General features: G+C 43.6%; 22 protein-coding genes. 4 read left to right on the forward strand and 18 right to left on the reverse strand.

From position 1 onward, the window contains the following. Nucleotide 1: 1 nt before the first annotated feature. From MARME_RS13530 to speB, 6 genes are all read right to left on the reverse strand, one after another. Nucleotides 2-757 (reverse strand): class II aldolase/adducin family protein, encoded by a 756-nt coding sequence (locus MARME_RS13530; RefSeq protein WP_013661825.1) that lies wholly within the window; start codon nt 755-757, stop codon nt 2-4. A gap of 40 nt (nt 758-797) precedes the next feature. Further along, a complete protein-coding gene (locus MARME_RS13535; protein ID WP_013661826.1) occupies nt 798-2,348 on the reverse strand; it encodes an amino acid ABC transporter permease/ATP-binding protein in 1,551 nt (516 codons plus the stop codon). A gap of 134 nt (nt 2,349-2,482) precedes the next feature. Next, nucleotides 2,483-3,277 (reverse strand): ABC transporter substrate-binding protein, encoded by a 795-nt coding sequence (locus MARME_RS13540; RefSeq protein WP_013661827.1) that lies wholly within the window; start codon nt 3,275-3,277, stop codon nt 2,483-2,485. Nucleotides 3,278-3,346: 69 nt separating this feature from the next. Then, nucleotides 3,347-4,393 (reverse strand): isopenicillin N synthase family dioxygenase, encoded by a 1,047-nt coding sequence (locus tag MARME_RS13545; RefSeq protein WP_013661828.1) that lies wholly within the window; start codon nt 4,391-4,393, stop codon nt 3,347-3,349. Nucleotides 4,394-4,441: 48 nt separating this feature from the next. Continuing rightward, nucleotides 4,442-5,290, reverse strand: a complete 849-nt coding sequence (locus MARME_RS13550; protein ID WP_013661829.1) for a sugar phosphate isomerase/epimerase family protein — start codon at nt 5,288-5,290, stop codon at nt 4,442-4,444. Nucleotides 5,291-5,313: 23 nt separating this feature from the next. Then, a complete protein-coding gene (gene speB / locus MARME_RS13555) occupies nt 5,314-6,270 on the reverse strand; it encodes an agmatinase (RefSeq protein ID WP_013661830.1) in 957 nt (318 codons plus the stop codon). 139 nt (nt 6,271-6,409) lie between these two features. On the opposite strand from speB, the gene MARME_RS13560 reads away from it, so the two are divergent. Both MARME_RS13560 and MARME_RS13565 read left to right on the forward strand, forming a co-directional pair. Next, entirely contained in the window at nt 6,410-7,312 is a 903-nt protein-coding gene (locus MARME_RS13560; RefSeq protein WP_013661831.1) for a LysR family transcriptional regulator, read from the forward strand. Nucleotides 7,313-7,577: 265 nt separating this feature from the next. Further along, entirely contained in the window at nt 7,578-7,823 is a 246-nt protein-coding gene (locus MARME_RS13565; RefSeq protein WP_013661832.1) for a hypothetical protein, read from the forward strand. A 189-nt stretch (nt 7,824-8,012) separates the two neighbouring features. Here MARME_RS13565 and MARME_RS13570 read toward each other — a convergent pair whose 3' ends face one another. The 5 genes from MARME_RS13570 to MARME_RS13590 form a co-directional block, all read right to left on the reverse strand. Next, nucleotides 8,013-8,483 (reverse strand): CreA family protein, encoded by a 471-nt coding sequence (locus MARME_RS13570; RefSeq protein WP_013661833.1) that lies wholly within the window; start codon nt 8,481-8,483, stop codon nt 8,013-8,015. Between the two features lie 60 nt (nt 8,484-8,543). Continuing rightward, entirely contained in the window at nt 8,544-8,774 is a 231-nt protein-coding gene (locus MARME_RS13575) for a hypothetical protein (protein WP_013661834.1), read from the reverse strand. 165 nt (nt 8,775-8,939) lie between these two features. Next, nucleotides 8,940-9,533 carry a hypothetical protein gene (locus MARME_RS13580; RefSeq protein WP_013661835.1) on the reverse strand — a complete coding sequence of 198 codons (594 nt, stop codon included), beginning with the start codon at nt 9,531-9,533 and terminating at the stop codon, nt 8,940-8,942. A 147-nt stretch (nt 9,534-9,680) separates the two neighbouring features. After that, entirely contained in the window at nt 9,681-9,890 is a 210-nt protein-coding gene (locus MARME_RS13585) for a cold-shock protein (protein WP_013661836.1), read from the reverse strand. 226 nt (nt 9,891-10,116) lie between these two features. Continuing rightward, nucleotides 10,117-10,878 carry a sulfite exporter TauE/SafE family protein gene (locus MARME_RS13590; RefSeq protein ID WP_013661837.1) on the reverse strand — a complete coding sequence of 254 codons (762 nt, stop codon included), beginning with the start codon at nt 10,876-10,878 and terminating at the stop codon, nt 10,117-10,119. Nucleotides 10,879-11,159: 281 nt separating this feature from the next. Here MARME_RS13590 and MARME_RS13595 point away from each other — a divergent pair, with 281 nt between their 5' ends. After that, nucleotides 11,160-12,245 carry a GGDEF domain-containing protein gene (locus MARME_RS13595; protein WP_013661838.1) on the forward strand — a complete coding sequence of 362 codons (1,086 nt, stop codon included), beginning with the start codon at nt 11,160-11,162 and terminating at the stop codon, nt 12,243-12,245. Nucleotides 12,246-12,319: 74 nt separating this feature from the next. Here MARME_RS13595 and MARME_RS13600 read toward each other — a convergent pair whose 3' ends face one another. The 7 genes from MARME_RS13600 to MARME_RS13630 all read right to left on the reverse strand — a co-directional run bounded on the left by MARME_RS13600 (nt 12,320) and on the right by MARME_RS13630 (nt 19,524). Continuing rightward, a complete protein-coding gene (locus MARME_RS13600; protein ID WP_041648702.1) occupies nt 12,320-13,195 on the reverse strand; it encodes a hypothetical protein in 876 nt (291 codons plus the stop codon). A 101-nt stretch (nt 13,196-13,296) separates the two neighbouring features. Continuing rightward, the gene (locus MARME_RS13605; protein WP_013661840.1) at nt 13,297-14,226 is read right to left on the reverse strand and encodes a cyanobactin maturation protease PatG family protein; all 930 of its coding nucleotides are present in this window, start codon (nt 14,224-14,226) and stop codon (nt 13,297-13,299) included. A 16-nt stretch (nt 14,227-14,242) separates the two neighbouring features. Continuing rightward, the gene (locus tag MARME_RS13610; RefSeq protein ID WP_013661841.1) at nt 14,243-15,055 is read right to left on the reverse strand and encodes a cyanobactin maturation protease PatG family protein; all 813 of its coding nucleotides are present in this window, start codon (nt 15,053-15,055) and stop codon (nt 14,243-14,245) included. 33 nt (nt 15,056-15,088) lie between these two features. Beyond that, a complete protein-coding gene (locus MARME_RS13615; RefSeq protein WP_013661842.1) occupies nt 15,089-16,114 on the reverse strand; it encodes a cyanobactin maturation protease PatG family protein in 1,026 nt (341 codons plus the stop codon). Between the two features lie 136 nt (nt 16,115-16,250). Beyond that, nucleotides 16,251-16,895: a hypothetical protein gene (locus MARME_RS13620; protein WP_041647936.1), complete on the reverse strand. Its 645-nt coding sequence runs from the start codon at nt 16,893-16,895 to the stop codon at nt 16,251-16,253. Nucleotides 16,896-17,193: 298 nt separating this feature from the next. Then, nucleotides 17,194-17,805 carry a hypothetical protein gene (locus MARME_RS13625; protein ID WP_013661843.1) on the reverse strand — a complete coding sequence of 204 codons (612 nt, stop codon included), beginning with the start codon at nt 17,803-17,805 and terminating at the stop codon, nt 17,194-17,196. Nucleotides 17,806-18,111: 306 nt separating this feature from the next. Next, nucleotides 18,112-19,524: an ATP-binding protein gene (locus MARME_RS13630; protein ID WP_013661844.1), complete on the reverse strand. Its 1,413-nt coding sequence runs from the start codon at nt 19,522-19,524 to the stop codon at nt 18,112-18,114. A 216-nt stretch (nt 19,525-19,740) separates the two neighbouring features. Between MARME_RS13630 and MARME_RS13635 the strand changes: the two genes are divergently transcribed. Further along, the gene (locus MARME_RS13635; RefSeq protein WP_013661845.1) at nt 19,741-20,763 is read left to right on the forward strand and encodes a LysM peptidoglycan-binding domain-containing protein; all 1,023 of its coding nucleotides are present in this window, start codon (nt 19,741-19,743) and stop codon (nt 20,761-20,763) included. Nucleotides 20,764-20,791 lie beyond the last annotated feature (28 nt).

A 20,791-nucleotide genomic window follows, 5' to 3' on the forward strand; every position in this document is an offset into this window, starting at 1 on the left:
TTTAATCCTTATAAGAAGCATCCATTCGATCGAGCTTCCTTAACCATGCTTTCCACACTAGGTGGCGCTCATGCTCCACCTTTTTAAACTGGCTAGAAACATAATCAGCAAGGTGATCTGGAATGGTAGAAATGGGTGACAAAGACGCCATTTGACCTGCTGCGAGCTGAATTTCACAGGCTTTATTAAGGTAATACATAATTTGAAAAGCATCAGCCACCGTTTCTCCAACACTTAACAAACCATGATTGCGTAAAATTAAAGCTATATTTTGCCCTAATGATGCTTGAATACGTTCACGCTCTTCTAAATTGAAAGCGACGCCTTCATACGCGTGATATCCCACACGCTTATGAAACTCGGTACTAATTTGATTCAAGTTAAGCAGGCCATTTTCACACGCTGCAACCGCCATTCCAGACAATGTGTGGGTATGAATAACACAATGGGCATCTTCTCTGGCCATATGAACCGCACTATGAATGGTAAAACCAGCTGGGTTATAGTCCGCGTTGCCTTCTATTACCTGCCCATTCATATCGACGACGATTAAATCACTGGCGCAAATTTCATCAAACATATAGCCGAAGGGATTAATCAAAAACCTCGGTTCACCGTCGCCAGGAAGGCGCATTGAAAAGTGGGTATACAACGTATCTTCCCAGCCCAGCATCGCCGCTAATCTATAAGCGGCGGCGAGCTCTTGACGTAATTCAACTTCGGTTTTCGACATTGTTTCTGACTGTGCTATTAACATGGTTCGTTGCTCCTTATCTTATATTACGATGCCTTCGCATTTAAGAAAGACGAGAGCTTACTTCTGTATTGTCTATGCCCATAAAAGCCCTCATTCGTAACAGTTCTGGCACATCAGTATCTGCGCTCTCAATATCATACGGTTTTGCATCCGCCTGAATAACGCCGTGCTCCATCATCACAACACGATCAGAAACAGACATGGCAAAATCCATCTCATGAGTCACAATCACCAATGTCATCCCTTCTTTTGCTAGGTCTTGAATCACCTTCAACACTTCCCCGACCATCTCAGGATCAAGCGCAGAAGTTGGTTCATCGAACAACATAATATCAGGCGACAAAGCCAATGTTCTGGCAATCGCTACTCGCTGCTGTTGTCCGCCCGATAACTGATGCGGATATTTATTTGCATGCGCTAACAAGCCAACACGATCTAATAAATACAACGCTTGTTTACGATTAACATTTACATCACTTGGCGCACCGTGATAACGAGGCGCCAGCATAATATTTTCTAATGCGGTTTTATGCGGAAACAAATTAAAGCTCTGAAACACCATGCCGATGCGCTTCATACCAGCGCGGGTTTTCTTAATGCTTAATGAGTGATTGCTTTGAATAAAGTCTTCCCCAAACAACACCACTTCGCCACCATTAAGTGTTTCAAGTCTATTAACCGTTCGAATCAAGGTCGTTTTACCTGAACCGGATGGCCCAATGATGCTAATCACTTCACCTATGCCGATGTTAATATCCACCCCTTTAAGTACTTCATTCTCACCAAATTTTTTACTGATTTTCTTTAACTGCAGAGCAGGAGGTAGCCCTTTAGACTCGGTGGCTTGTCGAACGGGCATAGGAAGGGCCTGCTGTCGTAGTTTTTCACACTCTGATTCTGACAGTGTTTCAGGCTTACGTGATGGAACGTCCATTCTGCGTTCAATCCACTGCAATACAGAACCAAAAATGGTCACAATACCGACGTAATAAACCGCAACAGCAAGCAGTGTTTCCATAACCAAGAAATTTTGTGAATACAAACGCTGGCCCGTTTGCAGTATTTCAGATAAAGAAATAGCCGATACTAAAGAGCTTAATTTAATAACGGTCACGTACTCATTAATTAATGCTGGCATCGAAATCCGCAACGCTTGAGGAATGACGATCAAACGCTGAACACCAAGAAAACCAATACTTAACGCATGCCCGGCTTCGCGCTGCCCTTTCCCAATGGATAATAAGCCTGTGCGATGAATTTCCGCCATATACGCCGCCTCTGTAATGACGAGACTCACCAAACCGGCAATAAATGGAACGCCAAGATAAGGCCCCGTGGAGGGAAACAATTGCGGCATGTTATAGACAAAGACCAATACCACTAAAAGAGGAACACTGCGAAAAAACCAGATAAAAATACCCGACGGAATCGTTAACCAACGTGTTGTCGACATTTTTGCGCAGGCGACCAAAAAGCCCAATAACAAACCCAAAAACCAAGCCGACGTACTGAGCACAACAACGGTGACACAGGCGCGGTAAAACGCAGACATGGTAAACAGTGAAAAGAAGTATTCCCAATCTAAGCTCATATTATCTCCAAGGCTTTGGTTTTAGGCTTAATAAAAAAACCGCTGTGACACTTCATGTAAGAGGTGACACAGCGCTGCAGGGAGGTCACTGAGGCAAAGGAAAAAAGAAGATCCCCTACCTTTGTTATTTCGCCTTAATTAACAGGAGACAGTTCGTATTTCTCTATTAACTTCATGTAGGAACCGTCCGCCTTAATTTCTGCCATTGCCTTTTCAAAAGCGCTTTTTAATTCAGCATTGCCTTTTTTCACATAAATCCCCAGCGTATTTGGGTAAATCAAATCTGTAGAACTTACTTGGATACGACCTTTTGTACGTTGAATAAACATTTTTGCAGCGCCTGCAATTTCAACTTGAGCCTCAACGTTACCTGACAACATGGCTTGCGTGGCTTCCGGAGCCGATGGGAACTCTTGCACTACTACAGGTTTTAGGCCATTTGGAACACAATAGCTATCAGATAAATTTTTAAAGGCCTTAACCCAAGACGTCCCCTGCTGAAGGCCAACCTTTACGCCACATAACTCTTTATCTGTTTTAGGCATGATTTTGCTGTTTTTTGGCACCATGATAGACGCACCAGTACGGGCATAAGGTACGGCATCGGCTTGTTTTAAACGTTCATCCTTGATGTACATACCCGAAATAACCGCATCAAATTTATTTGCACCAAGCCCCAAAATAAGTCCGGTAAATTTATTGTCACTAAAGCTTTCTTCTACCCCCATTTTCGCAGCAAGCAAAGCCGTGAGTTCTGGATCAAAGCCAACCACTTCATCACCATCATAGGACTCAAACGGTGGGTAGGTGATTTCCATACCGATGATCAATTTGCCCTCAGTCAAGGTCCCAGCTACGGCAGTTTGAGCCAAAACCCCGGCACTTAAGGCGGAAAATACTGAAATACATTTACCTGTCAATTGTTTCATACGCTTTGTTCCTCAATAATCTTTTGTTCGCTTTTGTGTATTTTAAATTTTTCGTTTTTCTAAGCCGTTCTAATTATTATGTTTTTTCATGTGTCCAAACGTCGCAACATCCGTTGCTCTTTCTGGTAATGACAGCTCACCTTTACCCACTTTTTCGCGCAAATAGCGATAAGTTTGCAAAGCTTGACTGTACATATGGTCGCCAATGCTCAACTCCTTGTATTCCGTCGTCCCTTTATCAAATTGCGGCAATGGTTTAATAAGAGTGTGGTAATCGCAGGCGAAAAATAGAGGAAAAGAATAGCGTTCTTCTGCGACCTTACGAACTCGATGAGAAGTGGCGATAAACTGTCCAGCCGTTAGCACTTCCAGCATGTCCCCAATATTAATCACTAATGCTTCTTCATCACCTTCTTTAAGAGGAGGTGCATCGACCCAAACACCGTCTTCATTCATAACCTCTAAGCCCGGTTTATCCGACAGCAGCATAGTGAAACACTCGTAGTCTGTGTGGGCGCCAATACCAGGACGATCTTCTGCATCTGCGTCAAACGGATAATGAATAAGGCGCAACTTAGAAGGCGGACATGTCACCATGGACTCAAAGTAATCTTCTTCTAGAGACAAGGCTAAAGCGAAGCCAGAAAATAATTTACGACCCAGTGCAAAAACGGCGTCATAATAATCCAACGCAGGGACTTTAAAGCCATCGAGCGTTGGCCAATCGTTGGCGCCAATTAATGGTGTTTTATTCACCACATACGGGTGATCTTCGGGCGCTGGAAAGCCAATATCAAAAGCTTCTTTTTTATCAGGCTTGCCCGTCCCATAGATTTCCTCACCTTCAGGCACAAAGCCTTTGTGCGTTTTAGACGAACCGATGTAATACTGCATTTTTTCATAGGTAGATTGCGCGAAAAATCGTTTTGCAGCATTACGAAGTCCCTGAATTTTATCAGCAGGGATTCCATGCCCAGTGACATATAAAAAGCCAACTTCACTCGCCGCTTTGCCCATTTCAGTTGCAACGGACATACGCTCTTCAAGTGAAGCGCTAAATAAACCACTCACATTGACCACTGGAATGCGGGTAAAGGCTTGTTGATGTGAACTCATAACGACTCCTTAGGACTGTTTAAGGCGATAAGTTTTAATAAAGCGTCACTAAACAGAGTTTTCAATAAAGTGTTTAAAATGGGCTTGCTCTTCTGTCGCTATCCAATCGTTTAACGACCATAGATCAGCAACAGGAACGTTCGTAAAGGGTAAATGGTGTAGATAGCCGTCCGGTCCAAACTCCGTGGTCATAGTGGTCGAAGTACGACCTTCGTCTTTATGATGTTGCCAGACTGATTCCCACAGAGATTGATGAAACTTTAAAGCTTCTTGATATTCAGGCGCTGCTGGATGAGGGACTTGAGCACCTTGGTCGTACCCTACTCGTGCCTGTATATGAAACACGCGTTTTAAATATTCGAATAAATCATCTTCAGGTCGATTCAGCAACCTTTCACACACTAAAATCCAATGGCTGATGTCCATGGTGAACTTGAGTTCTGGAAGTTGACGAATCAGGTCTAAAGTAAGCCAAGGACTATAAAGAGAGGTCCCACGGTGCGTTTCAAAACTGCAAACAATACCTGCTTTATCAGATAGCGCTTGAGCGTGCCCAAAAAAGTCTACCTGCTCGGAGATAGGCCAACGATCATTACCCGGCAACACATTAATAAACTTTGCCTCAAGCTCACCTGCGTATTCAATCAGGGTCGCCATACGCTGCAAATGCTGTTGAGGAGTTTCCGACTGATCAGGGATAACATCCCCACCCGTAAAGAGAATTGCAATATAATCCAACTCGTTACGCTTCAACCCTTCTTTAAACACTGTACGTTCCTCAATAGTAAGAGGAATGCGAGCTTCCACTCCTTGAAAACCGACTTCTTTTAACTTTGGGGTTATCTCATCTAATGGCGATGTCACCCCCCAAAGGGTTCTAAACAATTCTAACTGCATTGAGTGATTCTCTCTTAAATGCTTTATCGGTAGGTCACACCCGGTAAGACACATAACATTTCATAAAGATAATTAGCCGCCAGCTGAGACGTGTTGCCACTGACATCATAGGGTGGCGATACTTCTACCAGATCACCTCCGACAAGGTTTAAGCCTTTACAGCCTCGCACTATCTCAAGGCCTTGGATCGAGGTTAGTCCACCCACTTCAGGTGTCCCGGTACCCGGAGCCCAAGCAGGATCAATGCCATCGATATCAAAAGAAAGATAAACTGGCCTATCACCTATTTTTTGCCTTATTTCATGCATTAGAGGGTCTAAAGATTTATGCCAACATTGTTCAGCTGTGATGAGCTGAAAACCTTGGTTTTCACCCCACTTAAAGTCTTCTGCGGAATAGCCTTGCGCACGTTGCCCTATTTGAAAAACATGGTCACAATCCAATAGCCCTTCTTCAACAGCGCGTCTAAATGTTGTGCCGTGGGCTATTTTTTCGCCAAACATATTGTCGTTGGTATCGGTATGTGCATCGACATGAATCAAAGCCACTGGGCCATGCTTTTTTTTGATCGCTCTTAGAATTGGCAGTGTTAACGTGTGGTCACCACCGAGGGTTAAAGGAACCAAGGGATATTGATTTAGTTGAGTATAGTAATCTTCAATGATTTCAACTGATTTTAATAGATTATAAGTATTGATAGGAACATCGCCGATATCGCCGACACTCAACGAGTCAAAAGGAGCTGCACCTGTTGCCATATTATAAGGGCGAATCATGACGGATTCGGCTCGAATTTGACGAGGACCATAACGAGTACCCGCACGTTGCGACGTGCCGATGTCTAATGGGATCCCAATGAACGCAGCATCTAACTCTTCCAATTGCTCTACAAAAGGCAACCTCATCATAGTGGCTCGGCCACCAAAGCGCGGCATATCATTCCCACTTTGCGGCTGATGTAATGGCTTTTCTATGGACATAACCCCTCGTCTTTTTCTGTTACGGTATCTCACCTTTCATTCGATAGTAGAAAACAAGACTTGACCGTTAAATAGCAAATCACAAATAATCACTTCAGGAATTACTGAAGTATTATCTTTGCCTAACACAGAGGAAATGATGAAACCTGACAAGCACATTAATATTCGCTTACTTGAGGTGTTTGCATCTGTTGTCAAACATCAAGGCTATTCCGGCGCACAACAAGACCTTAATCTATCAACATCTGCAATCAGCAATTACATGAGTGAACTGGAAGCTTATGTGGGCTTTACCCTTTGCCAACGAGGAAGATCAGGGTTCCTATTGACCGAAAAAGGACAACAGTTTCTTCATCAAGCCATTAAACTATTAGATGAAATGAACGATCTAGAGCGTCATACAGAAATGCTCAAAGGTGATTTAGGGGGCACATTTCGAATTGCGGTATTAGACGCCACTGTTTTAGATGAAACCCTCTCTATGCCCAATATTATTCGTCAATTTAATGATCGCTTTCCTGCTGTCCATATCAACCTTCAAATTCGCAGCCCAAACGAACAAATACAGGGCGTTTTAAATAATCATTTAGACATGGCAATCGGAAACTTCCCATCCAGTGTGAATAACCTAGTCGAAGAAAAACTTTATCGAGAACAACATTGGCTATACTGCAGCCACCGCCACCCACTTTTTATACAAAAACAAGTCTCGGTTCAGCAAGTCGCTCAATGTGGACTTGTTACTCGAAGCTATTGGAATTCAACAGAATTGAAGAGAAAAGGGTTTGGTCACAGTACGGCAACGGTGGAAAGCATGGAAGCGCAGTTAACCCTTATCCTCTCAGGTAAATACGTTGGTTATCTACCAGAGCACTATGCGCAAAACATGGTAAAAGAGAACCAACTAAGACCTCTTTTACCAAGCGAATTTGGTTATCAAGCCCCTTTCTCAATGATCTGCCGACGTGGCAGAAGCCGAGAAACCTTTATTCAAACCATGCGTAATTTATTGATCAAACAAACCAAAACAAAAGCCAAGTGATGTGGAGGAATTGTTGCCGCTCTGAGAGTTCATACACATAGCTAATAATTGAAAGAATATTTTTAAAGCGTATGTCCGAGCTTTCACTATCATCCGCCCTTCAACTTCTAACTTGCATTAAGCTCACAAAAACGAGAAAAGTGGTTCGTGTAACACCGTGTAATTGATAATTATTTACATCTTAATCTATATTTAATTTGCAACTGGCTGAATGAGTGAAAAATTTAGTCAGTTGACACAAACTATATTTATTAAGGAAAATATCATGGAAATTTCAGTTCAATTCGAAGAAACAAGCCTCGTTATTAAGAACTTAGGAGATACCACAACGATTCCATTAGGTGGTGCTAATTCTATACAGCTTCCAAATGGAGCGGTTATCCAGCCACCTGCTGGCAGCTATTGGCATATCGATATGACGAAATCTAATGGTGTAAGCTTACAAGGGACTCATGGCCCTGTTGATATGCCTGGCGATAGCAGTGCGTATTTTTACGTAGATTCACTATAATTGTGAACTAACCAAAATATAAGCAAGGCACTCATGCGAAAAAGCCAATCCCCATGTGAGATTGGCTTTTTCTCTTATTGAGTAAATGCTTGTAAAATCACAGACCAAGTTCTAATAATCCCATTTTTAAACTCAATACTAGGCACCAAGCTAACCTTATCTATGTGCTTATGAAAATTACCCACCCTTTTATTGTGAGACGGCTACTGGCTCTTGATACGCCTTAGTATCCCATAGAGGAACGGTAGACAAGCTATGCTTAAAACTGCCTTCCGTCTCTTTAGTTGTATAGGATAAATACAACAAAGTCTGATTTTCAGCATCGTAAATACGGCGCACTTTCATGGTTTTAAAGAAGATACTTTTCGACTTCTTAAAGACCACTTCGCCCGATTTAGACTTATCGATTGTGGCGATCATTTCAGGCGTAATATCGCCTGTTTGACGACAAGATATCGAACTATCACTCGGATCTGAGAAGCTCAAATTGGCCTCAATGGAGGCTACATGACAGGTAACACCGGGGATTTTGTCGTCATACAGTTTGGATATTTTTATATCTTTAAGAGTAAATAACCCCAGTGACACATCACCGACTTCATTGTCTGAGCAACCCGATAATATTGCTGTCAGACCGAGTGCAAGCAGGATTTTTTTCATTTAAATGATTACCTTTAATCAATTAGATTGTCTTATTCATCCATATGAATAAGACAAACATTACGCTGTTTCAGTCGATTGATCTAGCGCAGGTATTTCTAATTCAACACCGCTCATCGCTGCGGCGGTAACGAGTATGCAAGCTTGATGAGACGTCGATATTCCTTTTTGAGAGGCAACACTGAGTAATTTGATGAGGTCGCCAAACAACTCTGCGGTCGCACCTTCATAAGTCGGTATTTGAGACACTGAGTCCGTTATTTGTGAGTTTACTGCGGTGGGAAACGCCATTTTGATCATCCTTTATATGTGTATATTCAATAGAATACGTCCTTCAGACGTGCCCCCACAGTATGGAAAGCACTTCTTCAAAGTTCAAGTAAAACCGAGTACTTCGCTATAATCTATCCTTTTTAATTTGCACTTTTTAATTTCTGACGTTTAAGAGTTACGCTTTTAAATGGTATACGGCGTTAACAGGCGGTTTAGCTCGCTTTCATCCAATGCGATACCAGCCGTGCGGCAATCATCCGCTGTCACTTTGTTTAAAAAGGGCTGAACGTTTCTTAACTTGATAATCGCCTGCGCATCTTTCTCTAATAACAATTCGATCGCTTCAAACGCTTCTAGGTTTTCAGGCGCTTTCTCATCAAGCGCCGTTAGGTAGTCCGCCACGCAATCATCGCCGAACACAAATCTAAGGGCAACCAAAGACGCATAGACGGCCACGCCCTTAGAAAGTACGGTTTCTTTTTTGCCTGCTGAAACGACATTCCAACCGCAAGGGTAAAGGCCAAGGCAGCTTTCGTGCACAACATCCGCCAGCAACATGACATCGTTATCAAGGCTTTTTTCAGGAATACGTATTTTGAAGGTGTAAGGCTTTGACGCATCTTCGTACAAAGCAGAAGGGGCAGGAACATCATCAACCACGAAACCCACAAATTCAGATTCCATTGCGGGCTCGCCAAATAATTTAGTTAATGCAGGTAACCAAGAAGTGCGAATTTTTTCTAATTTTGCCGTTACTTCGTTTCTATCTGAACTCACGCCACTCTCCAATATACGGTATTAAATCTGGGGCGCTATGCTAAACCGTAATATCGTGAGTCGCAACGCTGATGACTGCCTTTAATAAAAATCAGGCACAAAAAAAGCAAGCTTAAAAGCTTGCTTTCTGTCTAGCGGCTATTGAAATTATAGCGCTACGATGTCTTCAGCCTGAGGACCTTTAGGGCCTTGACCTACTGTGAACTCAACTTTTTGGCCTTCAGCAAGTGTTTTGAAGCCAGAACCAGTGATTGCACTGAAGTGTGCGAATACATCTGGACCAGACTCTTGCTCGATGAAACCGAAACCTTTAGATTCGTTGAACCACTTAACTGTACCAGTCGTTTTGTTAGACATAATAATTATCCTGTAAAAAAAATTAGATTTGCTTGCATCTTATTAAGACGACAAACGATATTAGCGCAAAAAAAAGACAAAAATTTAAAAACTACAGGACGACGAACTTAATAGTAACGCAACGAAATGGAGCTGATAAAAAAGAAGCTAACTTTCTAGCTTTGGCTAATTTATAGACAAGCAAAGAAGAAGTCAACTAAAAACCATATTTTAATGTCCGCTATGCTTAATTACTTAGCATAGCGGCCGCACTGCCACAGACCGTCATCACAAACAAAAACCACTTTAGGTGGTTAGGGTTCGCTTTAATCGCCAGTTTCACTGCGACATGCGCTCCACACATTGTACCGCAAGCCAAGATCAATCCAGGCACCCAAAGCACCTGATCATTCCAAATAAACACAGCAAGCGCCAACACCGTAAAACCTAGGGTACAGACCATCTTTAACGCGTTGGTTCTTACTAAATCGTAACGCAATGAGCCCGCTAACGCGGCGATCAAAATAAACCCAACGCCCGCTTGAACAAATCCACCATAGACACCGGCAACAAACAAAGCGCACCAAGCACTTGGCTTTTCAGAGACTTTGAATGGTATTGTTCCTTCTGGCGGCGCTATCATGGCGGGCTTAACGATCATGATAATGGTCATACCGATCATGGCACTTAATAGTAGCGGTTTTAACCATGTTTCTGGCGCATAGCTCGCTGCAAATGCGCCCACTACTCCACCTAACAATGACGGAATCATCACTGGCAGGATATCTTGAGAATCTATTTTCTTTGCTTTTTTAAAGCCGATTGTGGCCGCTAAATTTTGTAAGACCACACCAACGCGGTTTGTTGCGTTTGCTATATCCGCTGGCATGCCCATAACCATTAAAGCAGGTAACGTTAGATTTGAACCGCCGCCCGCCAATGTATTTATAATTCCAGCAATGAAACCTGTTCCAATAAGAAGTGAAACCGTAAATATGCTGTAATCCATCCGACGAGCCTCCTGAGCGATTTAAAGTGCGTGGATGATAGCGGAATCTCAGCGGAGAATCACTCAAAGCAGCCCTCTCTTCCTTATCGAAAATAAACATTTTCCAACAATTATTAATACGTTAAGGCCAACAAAACGCGTAAACTTTACCTTGAGAACTTTGCACGACGTCGCGAGCGACACTAAGACGAGTCCATTTTTAATTACAGCATAGAGATCATGACAGTCGTGCAAAAATCTAGCCTTATGGCTTTAGTAATCCAAATCACATTGGTTGGTAGATGAATAACTTACAAAAAGAAGCCCTAATAACTGTTTCTGCAATTTACCGCCTATTGATTGCTTCCATTTTGAGCAGTGTTGGATACGCTGTATTTTTTAATATTCATAGAACAGAGTTTATTGGCGACTCTATTTTTCCAACTATAAATGTTGTTATCGGTACGGCTCTTTTAATCTATTTCCATGGCGCTCCGTCTAAGCGAATCTCCAGAGTCATCCACTTCTATATCATTCAGTTCCTTCTTACATTTGTCCCAACGTCGTTAATTCACACCTGGGCAGCGTGGAACGACCAGCTGACTTTAATTGAGCGCTTTCCGCCTATCACAGGCATCTTCATAGCGACCTTGGCAATCGGTCTAATCATGCTGCCTAAACACTATAAAAAATACATTGTATTGGTGTGGGCGATTGTCGCATTACCTTTGATTTCCTACCTCCTTATGAACCCAGAGGAACTGCATACCGATCGAGGTCACGAACTATTAGGAATTTTAGGACCCGCCTGCATTCTGTTGTACATCATGGCACCTTATCAAAAGAACGTTAAAAGTCATTTGGATAGGGTTGCGAATGATCTTAAGCGCTCAAAGCAAGAGGCCGATAGAGACTTTTTGACCGACATAAATAATCGTCGTGGCCTTCAAAATAAATTAAGAGAGCTTCAGCCTAACGATGACATCTGCGTTTTTCTAATCGATGTTGATCACTTTAAACGCGTAAACGACACATTTGGGCACGATATTGGCGATAGGGTTCTAATCGAGATAGCATCGCGGCTGCGCACGGTCTATCCAGAACGCCATTTTCTAACTCGGTGGGGCGGAGAAGAGTTTATGATAACGCTGATAAACCCCAAATCAGATCGTATTCAGACCATTGCCGAACGCTTTCAAACGATACTCAGCCATTCTCCCTATCAACATGTAGGTACGGTTACGGTGAGTTTGGGCGTATCAAGTTTGTCGAACCATAAGGACTTCGAAACAATCGTACAACAAGCGGACAATGCAATGTACGAAGCTAAGCATAACGGGCGAAATCAGGTTGCTCTATTTTCCCCAAAACAGTCGACCGAATCGTAACGTCAAAACAAAGAATGGCAAGAAAGAGGCCTTGCCATTCTTTGTTTAACGGCTCGATAACAACCAATGCCTATCTATTGACAAAAATTTGGATCATATTGATAGACAAATCGCGTTTTTGTCAGTGAGTTCGGGTCCACCCAAGACGTCAATGTACGAATCGCGTCAAACGATTGTTTGGCGCGATTCACAACCTTACGAGAGTAGTCCGCATTCGCATCTTTGTACTTAAAAGAAACCTCCGCGACCAATGGTGTGGTATTGGTCGCTGGGTTATCACGATACCACAAGGTCACACTCACTTCGGCGTCGTACGATCCAAGGTCGATATACACGTCTTTATAAACTCGCTCGGAAATATCAAGCCCGCCGACTGCATTTAGCGCTAAATTATCGCTCAGATTATAGTCATGGTCGAAACCATCAAAATGCGCATTAACGTCTTTCATATCATTGATGTTACGAGTGTTGGGGGCTGTCGTAGAATGCCCGTAGACAACCTTGAAATTGTTGATTGAATTAGCACCAACATCCGCTTCGAGCTTTGTCTCTGAACCAGATGTGGACGACGACACGTCTTCATAATCAGAAATGTAGCGATCTGGGCTGCGAAACTTAAGTGTCACTTCAGAAATGCCATTCTCGACACGTTCACGAAAGCTATACCCCATGTCGTTCAACAGGCAAGTATTGGGCGTATCGTAAAAGTGAACATCGCGAACACGTTCTAACTGGGGCGTTCCGCTGACATTTCGATTAATCGCCGACTCAACCACGCTTTCTACATCCCCCACAAGCGCCAAGACATCACTTTGCTCAGTCACGTAGTTGAACTTAGAGGTATCCAGCATTAGTTTGTATTCTCTGGAAGTAACGTCTGGATTAGCCAGCACGGCGACCGAGGTAAGCGATAGACTCAACAACACGCCTTTAACAATCATTGATTTCATACATTCTTCCTCTTGAAAGTTTCGCCCTATGCGAAAGTCACCTGCAAGATAACGAAGAATAATGAATCTAGAATGACAGTTTAAATAAATCATTTACGCCTTTAGTACTGCGGCAAAAAGCGCTTCCAATCCGTCAGCATAAAAGGATATTCGCCCGTTACATCTACCGTGCTGTACCAACTCTGTTTCGCTCCGGTATTAATGCCCTGATAGTTAAATACCACTTTCGAGACGAGCCGGTCGCCGCTCCATGAGAGTAACAAATCCACACTCACAAGTTGGTAACCACTGGGGTTGGGACCACTGGCATTGGCCTTGTAACAAAAGTCATAAGATTCCGTGTAAATCTTAGTGTTGTTGTAGAGCAAATAATTTAAAGCTCGCTCTTGATTGCTTAGGCCGTTATTCGCGTTTAAAGAAAGAATCTCCTCGGCGAGCGCAAGCATTTCAGTATCACCACTCTTCGCCCCTAAACTTGCCCTCACGGGCGTCGATTTAATCGGAATCAAATTACTTAAAAGAACATGCCCATTACCCGTTAGCTGACCTATCATGATTATGGACTCGTGCTTAGCGCCTAATGCCGCCACCAGCTGCATAAGACTCTCATCCGATTCAGCAAAAATACGGTAGACTTCGTTGCTATCGACATTACTGAACACCCAGCTCATTTCACGTGCGACGTAGGCATTTTCAGGCTTACTAAAACCCTGATGCAAAGTCGCGCTCAAACTATCACTTTGATTCAATCGGGCTAAAGACACCTCATCATTGATGTTTTCGAGGCTTGAGACGTCCACGCCTGTGAGTAAACAGGCTTGGTAAAACTCCTTTTCTACGCCCAAATTAGGAAAATAGGCATTTACACTCCCGACGACATACACATACTCTTTATCTGTCTGTCCCCCACCGACGCCTAATTCCATCTCAGATTGAAATGGCTCTCGCTGAATAACAATAGAAGGTTTGGAGCGATAACGAGCCACACCTGCATTTTCAAAAGGTTGATCTTCGCGCCTGTTTGAATTCATGTCTGCGACTCCTTAATTATGGGTTGGTTGGGACATAGCGTCTTAGGGGGAAATCAACAAACGGGTATTGATCAGTAACATCAATTCCGCATGAGTAAGACTCCTCGACACCTTGTTCATAGTAAGTCAATACAAGCTCTACCAACGATCGCCCGGTTTGTTGATATGGTTGATACGTTAGGCTCAAAAGCTCTTTTGGTAGATCGAGCCCCTTAGGTAAGATGGCCGCGTAATTAAACACAAGAAAATTGATCGCTCGATGTTCGTTCGAGGCGCCGTCATTAAGCTGGAGAGAAATGGGGGCCATGTCTTTCGTCGAATTGGATTCGACATGGTTACAAATCACGATCGGCAGACGAAGATCATCACACTTCCCGTCTGGAGCGAGACCTCCTAGCTCACCAATTAAAGACGATTGCTGTGGCGAGTTTGAGGGATTAAGCGCGTCAATGAGTGCGTCTAACTCGTTTTGAAATCGAGGAACAACGAGATACGTATCGACATTATTAATGCTATAAGCCCAACACGCTTTTTCGGCCAAATACAAATAGGGTCGAAAAGAAAGTCCTGAACTGCTATCCGTGTACGAATAGCTAAATACACCGTAATAGTCATCCGGTTTTAGGTTTAAAGAAGACGCGGCAGCGGCAAACTCTTTTTGTAAATCTAATGAAGGAAAGAATGGCCTGAGCTCCCCCAACGCATACACAGGTTGTGTTGAATCACATGTGCAACCTGCTGTCGTGCAGTGACACGCTCTTTGAATCACCTCGCTGTCTAAACCCTCATGCAAGCCAACCTGTTCTGAAATATCATTTGTCGTATTCATCATCTGATCCTTGTTATATTCAGTCAGTAAGACTCAGCTCGCTATTGGGGTTAAAGGCATAAACGCCTGCAAAGGCGAATTTATAAAAGGAAACTGGGTCGTGACGTCCACACTGCAGTAGTAATATTTTTCCTGTTTCGTCGTTTTGCTTTTATAAAGAAACACAATATCGACGACCGTATGTGGTGATTTTAAATCTGAGTAATTGGTCGTAACTTTATCCAAAAAGAACGACGAAATAGCCGAAGAACTGCTATTTCCATTGCTCATTGAATGGGTCGTCAAATAGATGGCAGGATAACGAAAGGCCAGATAATTTTTAGCGCGATTAAAATCGGTACGCCCCTGATTCGGGCTAAATTCCAATTGTTTCAGAACGTCTTGTATCGCCGCAGTAGCAACACCGGTTTGCTGCTTTAATTGATTATGTAAGTCATCCAATGTCTGACTGAAGCAGTGATTGCAAATAACGTTAGTCAGCCCACTCGTGGCCGATTTCGAATCATCGACAACAACCCCAATTACAGTAGACAAAACTTCCTGCAAACTGTCAGACAACGGCTTTAACGCATCAATAAAATTCAAAAGCTCTTCACGCGAACGGGGCAATACCTGATAACAATTCTTTTTATTAATGCTTAATACCCAGCGAACCTGCTCTGCAATATAGAAATAGGGACGTTTTTTGGTCGTTGGATCCTGATAGTTAAAAACGGCGTAATAATCATGTTCACTCACACCCACAACGCGTGCTGCGGCATCAAATGTCTGCTGCAACCCTTGGTTTGGAAAAACAGGCGCTAACTCGCCAACCGCATAAACAAACGTCGTCTCTTGAGCGGATGATTGACGCTGAACCACGTCCTTATCCGCTCTTTCATCTAACTGTTCCAATGGAGGCGTAACCTCTTCTCCACTGATTTCCATTAGGCTTTGGGGAGCCGTTTGATTGTTTGGCACCGCATTTAAAGCGACATTAGGGACGTCATCAGGCTGTAACGCGCTTTCCAGAACGTCGACGTCCGCCGCAGAGTTTTCTGAATTCGTAGTATCTGTCATTGCTATCATCCTGATCAGTTCGAGTACCTATTAAAGGTAACGCCTTATCCTTATTTAAAATTGGTGTAACTTGGGATTGGATAGAACCGATATCGCAACGATTTGGCAAAAAATACGACACCATTCGATAGAGCGATTACCTGAGAATATACCCCTCAGGCTCTCGACCTTTATCGCTAAAAAATTGCTTCGCTTCTCGATACAACTCAGGATAAGTCAGATCAACGACAAACTTAGCGTTGCAATGTTGAAAATCATAATCCCCCTCAACCACACTATAAGTGTTGTAGGGTTCAAACCAGGATTCATAGAGCTGGGGGGAAAAAATATCGATATTGTCGCTGGCTAATAGACTAGACATCAGCTTGTTCGCATCAACAAACGAGAACGGCGGTATACAACTCACCAAAACTTTAAAACCGTTCTGACGTGCAATCGAAAAAGATGCTTCTAGTGCATCCGATAAACCCGCTGCGCCCTCTTGAAGACAGTAACAAACGCCATCGTAACCGTAATCCTTCAGTATTCCAGACTGGATGGCACGAGTCACCGCGTCTACGCAACAGGGATTAAAGCTCCCTGCTACATCCCCACCTCCAAATGCGATATAACGGTCTCCAGACATGCCTGCGGACAGCTGTTCACTTTCTTTCAGTGCCGTTGCCACGTCTGTCCAACCACTCCACGCAATACTGAGTGGCAAAGACGGCGGCGACTTTTCATCAGGTTCGCCGTAATGCCATCTGCCATAACATTCTCCTGCTGGTTTGATTTTATTCATACCCTAACCTCACCTTAACCTGTCTAATATTCGACTAAGTTTTTACCAGATTGCAAAAGCTGGCTTGGTGCGTTCTACGAATTGCTTGGCAAAAACACTAAAAAAGCGGGATAAAGAATGGGACTATGGGAATGGGGACCTGGGGCTTTCGTTTCACTAAACGGCCCAAGACTTAGCGGGCAATAGAAACCACACTATATAAGCCTGGCAATAGAAATAAAAAGCCACACATATCAGTGAAGACATCTGTGGCTTTTTGATCGCTTGTTACTTTTAATGAACACTATTTACAGATCGTCTAAGAAAGATAGGCCCAGCGAATCTTACACGTACCAGAATTCTCTCCGATTGAAACCGTTTTTAACGTATGTCCGTTTAAACCTACGCCGCATTCAGGCGCTTCTAGCACAGTAGAGCCATTGTCTGACGTCGACGTACAAGAGCAATCACATAACCCACCCTTGTAGTAGCCAGCAGAGTAGCCAGCCTTAATAACAAAGTCCGTCCACTCGTCTCGATACGTCTTTATTCTCGCTTCATCGCTGTTATGCAGCTCTTTTAGGCTTTCTTCATCAAGCCACAATGTAATATTTAAAGGTATACCGAGCACTTCGAGACGCTTAAGAAGGTTCGCCGCGTCAGTTGCAGCCTCCTGCTCCGTCACCGCCTCCACTAGAGGCATTAAACTGAGAGCGCCACCTCCCTTGCCTGTACTCATAATGCCAAACAATTCACGTTCAGTCGCGACACTTGGGTCATCGTCTTGAGGATCCAGCTTTATAGTACGCATACAAAACTCGTAACCCTGACTTTTATAGTCTTTCGCGACATCGTAAGTAACGACACCATCAGCCACAAAACCTTTCGCATTCGCTTTTGCATTTTCCGTTTGAGCTTTTAAATTCGCCATTCCAGCAACCTCGTTAAGTCGTGTTTTAGTTCCCTGGATCACCTATCAATACGCGCCAAGGGGCTATATGCACGATTAGGGAGATACCAGATGATAACCAAAGTCCATATTTAGCTTTCACTGACTTTGCGAGTTTAACTATACTCAGCATAGTTTTTACCAACTTGGAAGTTTCTACGGCTCAGTTGGCATTTATTCTTGCGCACTTGGTAAAGATTAGGGTCTTCCGGTATTTTTCAATTTTGAGTTTTGTAAAATGCTATGAATATCTGCCAAAGTCGTCGTTACCCTTGCCACCTGAGATGCTCACCATCTTGGGGAAACCTTTCGCCCTTGCTCTCGCTCTATGCCGTTTAGTACATCTTGATAACGAATCGCGATGCCACCTTTTGCCAATGAACGCAATGAAACGTGGCGAATCACATTCATAATATGAGCAGCAGAAAGCGGGTACTGAATAGCAATATCATTAAAATTAATGTCGTCATCAAGCGGCGCTTTATCCGAAAACCCTTCTTTCCAAAGTCGCAGACGCTGCTCGCTGTTTGGCAGCGAAAAGTGAACAACGGACTCGAAACGTCGAAAGAAGGCATCATCGAAGTTTTCTTTGTAGTTTGAAGCAAGGACAACCAACCCATCGAATCGCTCGATCCGCTGAAGCAAATAAGACACATGCTGATTTGCATATTGGTCATTCGAATTGGTTGTCTGTGTGCGCTGCCCAAATACCGCATCCGCCTCATCAAAAAAAAGCAATGCTTCATTTTGCTCGGCGAAACGAAACACTTTCTCTAGGTTCTTTTCTGTCTCTCCGATGTATTTTGAATGCACTCTAGACAGGTCAACCTTGTAGACGTTTTTGCCTAACGTATTTCCGAGCGCAGTCACCGAGATCGTCTTACCCGTGCCGGGAGGACCATAGAACAAAGCACGGAAACCCACTCGAATCTTATCTTTCATATTCCAATCGTGCTGTAAAATGGAGCCAAAGTTTACCCAGTCTTTGATGTCCGCCAACTGCTCCAAAGTATCTTCAGGCAAATAGACATCCTCTAAGGACAACGTCGATTCAATAATTTGAGCGGGGAAATCACTCCCCAACGCGACTTTATAGGCTTGCCCCGTTGTAAATCGGGGAACGTGCTCTGGAGCCAGAATCAAGGTGTCTTTGAGTGGGTTCACATGCCGCTCTGATTCCACGGTCATAAGTGAAAGCAATACGTGTTCATCGTCTCCACGAACGCTGCTTTTTTCTTTCTTATTAGTAAGAAAGCTCTGGATTTCAAGTTTTGTCTCAACCGAGCTCCCACCCAAAAGAAACGCCAACGTTTCCCCTGTTGCGACATACATCCCTTGATACTCGACACAACCAAACTCAGTATAAGGTCGATCCGTTCCTTCATTGCGCGACAAAAACACATCAAAAACCTGAGGCTTAACATAGGGGACTAGCGCCAATATCAACAATAACTGCGAACGAAAGTCTAAATGCTGACGTCGTATATAGGTTGCAAGGGCTGACCAGTCACTATGATGATTTGGCGGTTCATGGACTTTTATATCACTATGGGAACACTCTTCTAAAAAATACAGCTGCATGCGAGTACGTATGACCACTTCGCACCATGATAAATAAGCCTCTAATGTCTTAGCATTGGCCTGTAACGCCGTGCGCTGATCTTTATCTGGTGCGTACGCAATCACGTTATCGTTGATCATACCCTTCCCTCAATCGCAGACTAAAAACTTACTATAGTAATGACCCAATACAATCTCTTGGTCGAATTAGCATAGGAATTTGGTATATATCATGATCTAACGGCTCTTTAGCTTGATCGATAAAAGTCATTCTAACCAAGCTATTCTTTGGTAAGGCACTACACTGAACACCTCTACAAAACCAAAAGCCTCTCAATATAAAAAAGGGAAATAAGGATGAAAACTGTTTTGAAATACACCGTTCAACCAGGCGACTCGTTATCAAAAATTGCCGATCAAATAAGCGCATCGGCGGGCATAACGACGGATCAAATAGAAGCGGCCAACCCTAGCGTTGTACCCTCTGCTCTACAAATCGGCCAGTTATTAACGATCCCTCAATTAGACACGCCTACAAACCGCTGGTTTTATACTGTTTTAAGTGGCGATAGCTTTTCTGGGATTGCCGCGGCTTTAGCCCAATGCAAAGGGTTAACATACGAAGAAATTGAGCAAGATAACTCACTTACAGGTTCAACAATCGATGTTGGACAAGTACTCAACATTCCAGCGACATCAAGCGATGCCCCCACTCAAGATAATTTAGCACCTAATGCAATCAATATGGGTTATTGGAACTGGACATGGTCTGGAACGTCAAATCCGTCAAATGCGACGCTCAGTCTTGCTTTTAGTGGATGGACCGACCCAACGACAGCATTACAGGACAGCCATCAGGTTAAACCGTCTCTAGTAGGAACAAAATACTTAACTTTTGGTGGCGGCAATGATAACGGTAAGTTTACCGCCCTCTCACTACAAGACATTACGTCCGCCATTCAGTCAGGAAAACTCGAAGGCTATGAAGGCGTTGCGTACGATGTTGAAGAAGGCGACAGTCACTTGGAAAATGACTTTGCAGTCTCATTCAAAGCCGCAAAAGACGCTGGTCTCAAGGTTCTGGTAACGGTCAGTCACTCTGCCCCCTATGGCATTACTGATGCAGACGCTCTGATGCAATCCTTTTTCGCGGATAGCAATATCGACCTACTGTCACCTCAGCTATACACAGAAGGGGACGAAACAGAGAACGATTATCAGACGACTTCGGGAACGTCCACAACGTGGGAAGATTACGCATCGGCAAAAGCCGCCATTGTGCCGAGTATCGTGACAAGCGATCTGTATGATAGCGCGACCGGTTACTTCACTGAACAAGGTGTGACCTTAGCGGGTTATATTCAGTGGGCGCAGGTTTAAGGTTTCAAAACGCTCGGGTGGGAATGCT

This window comes from Marinomonas mediterranea MMB-1, from assembly GCF_000192865.1.
GTDB lineage: Bacteria > Pseudomonadota > Gammaproteobacteria > Pseudomonadales > Marinomonadaceae > Marinomonas > Marinomonas mediterranea.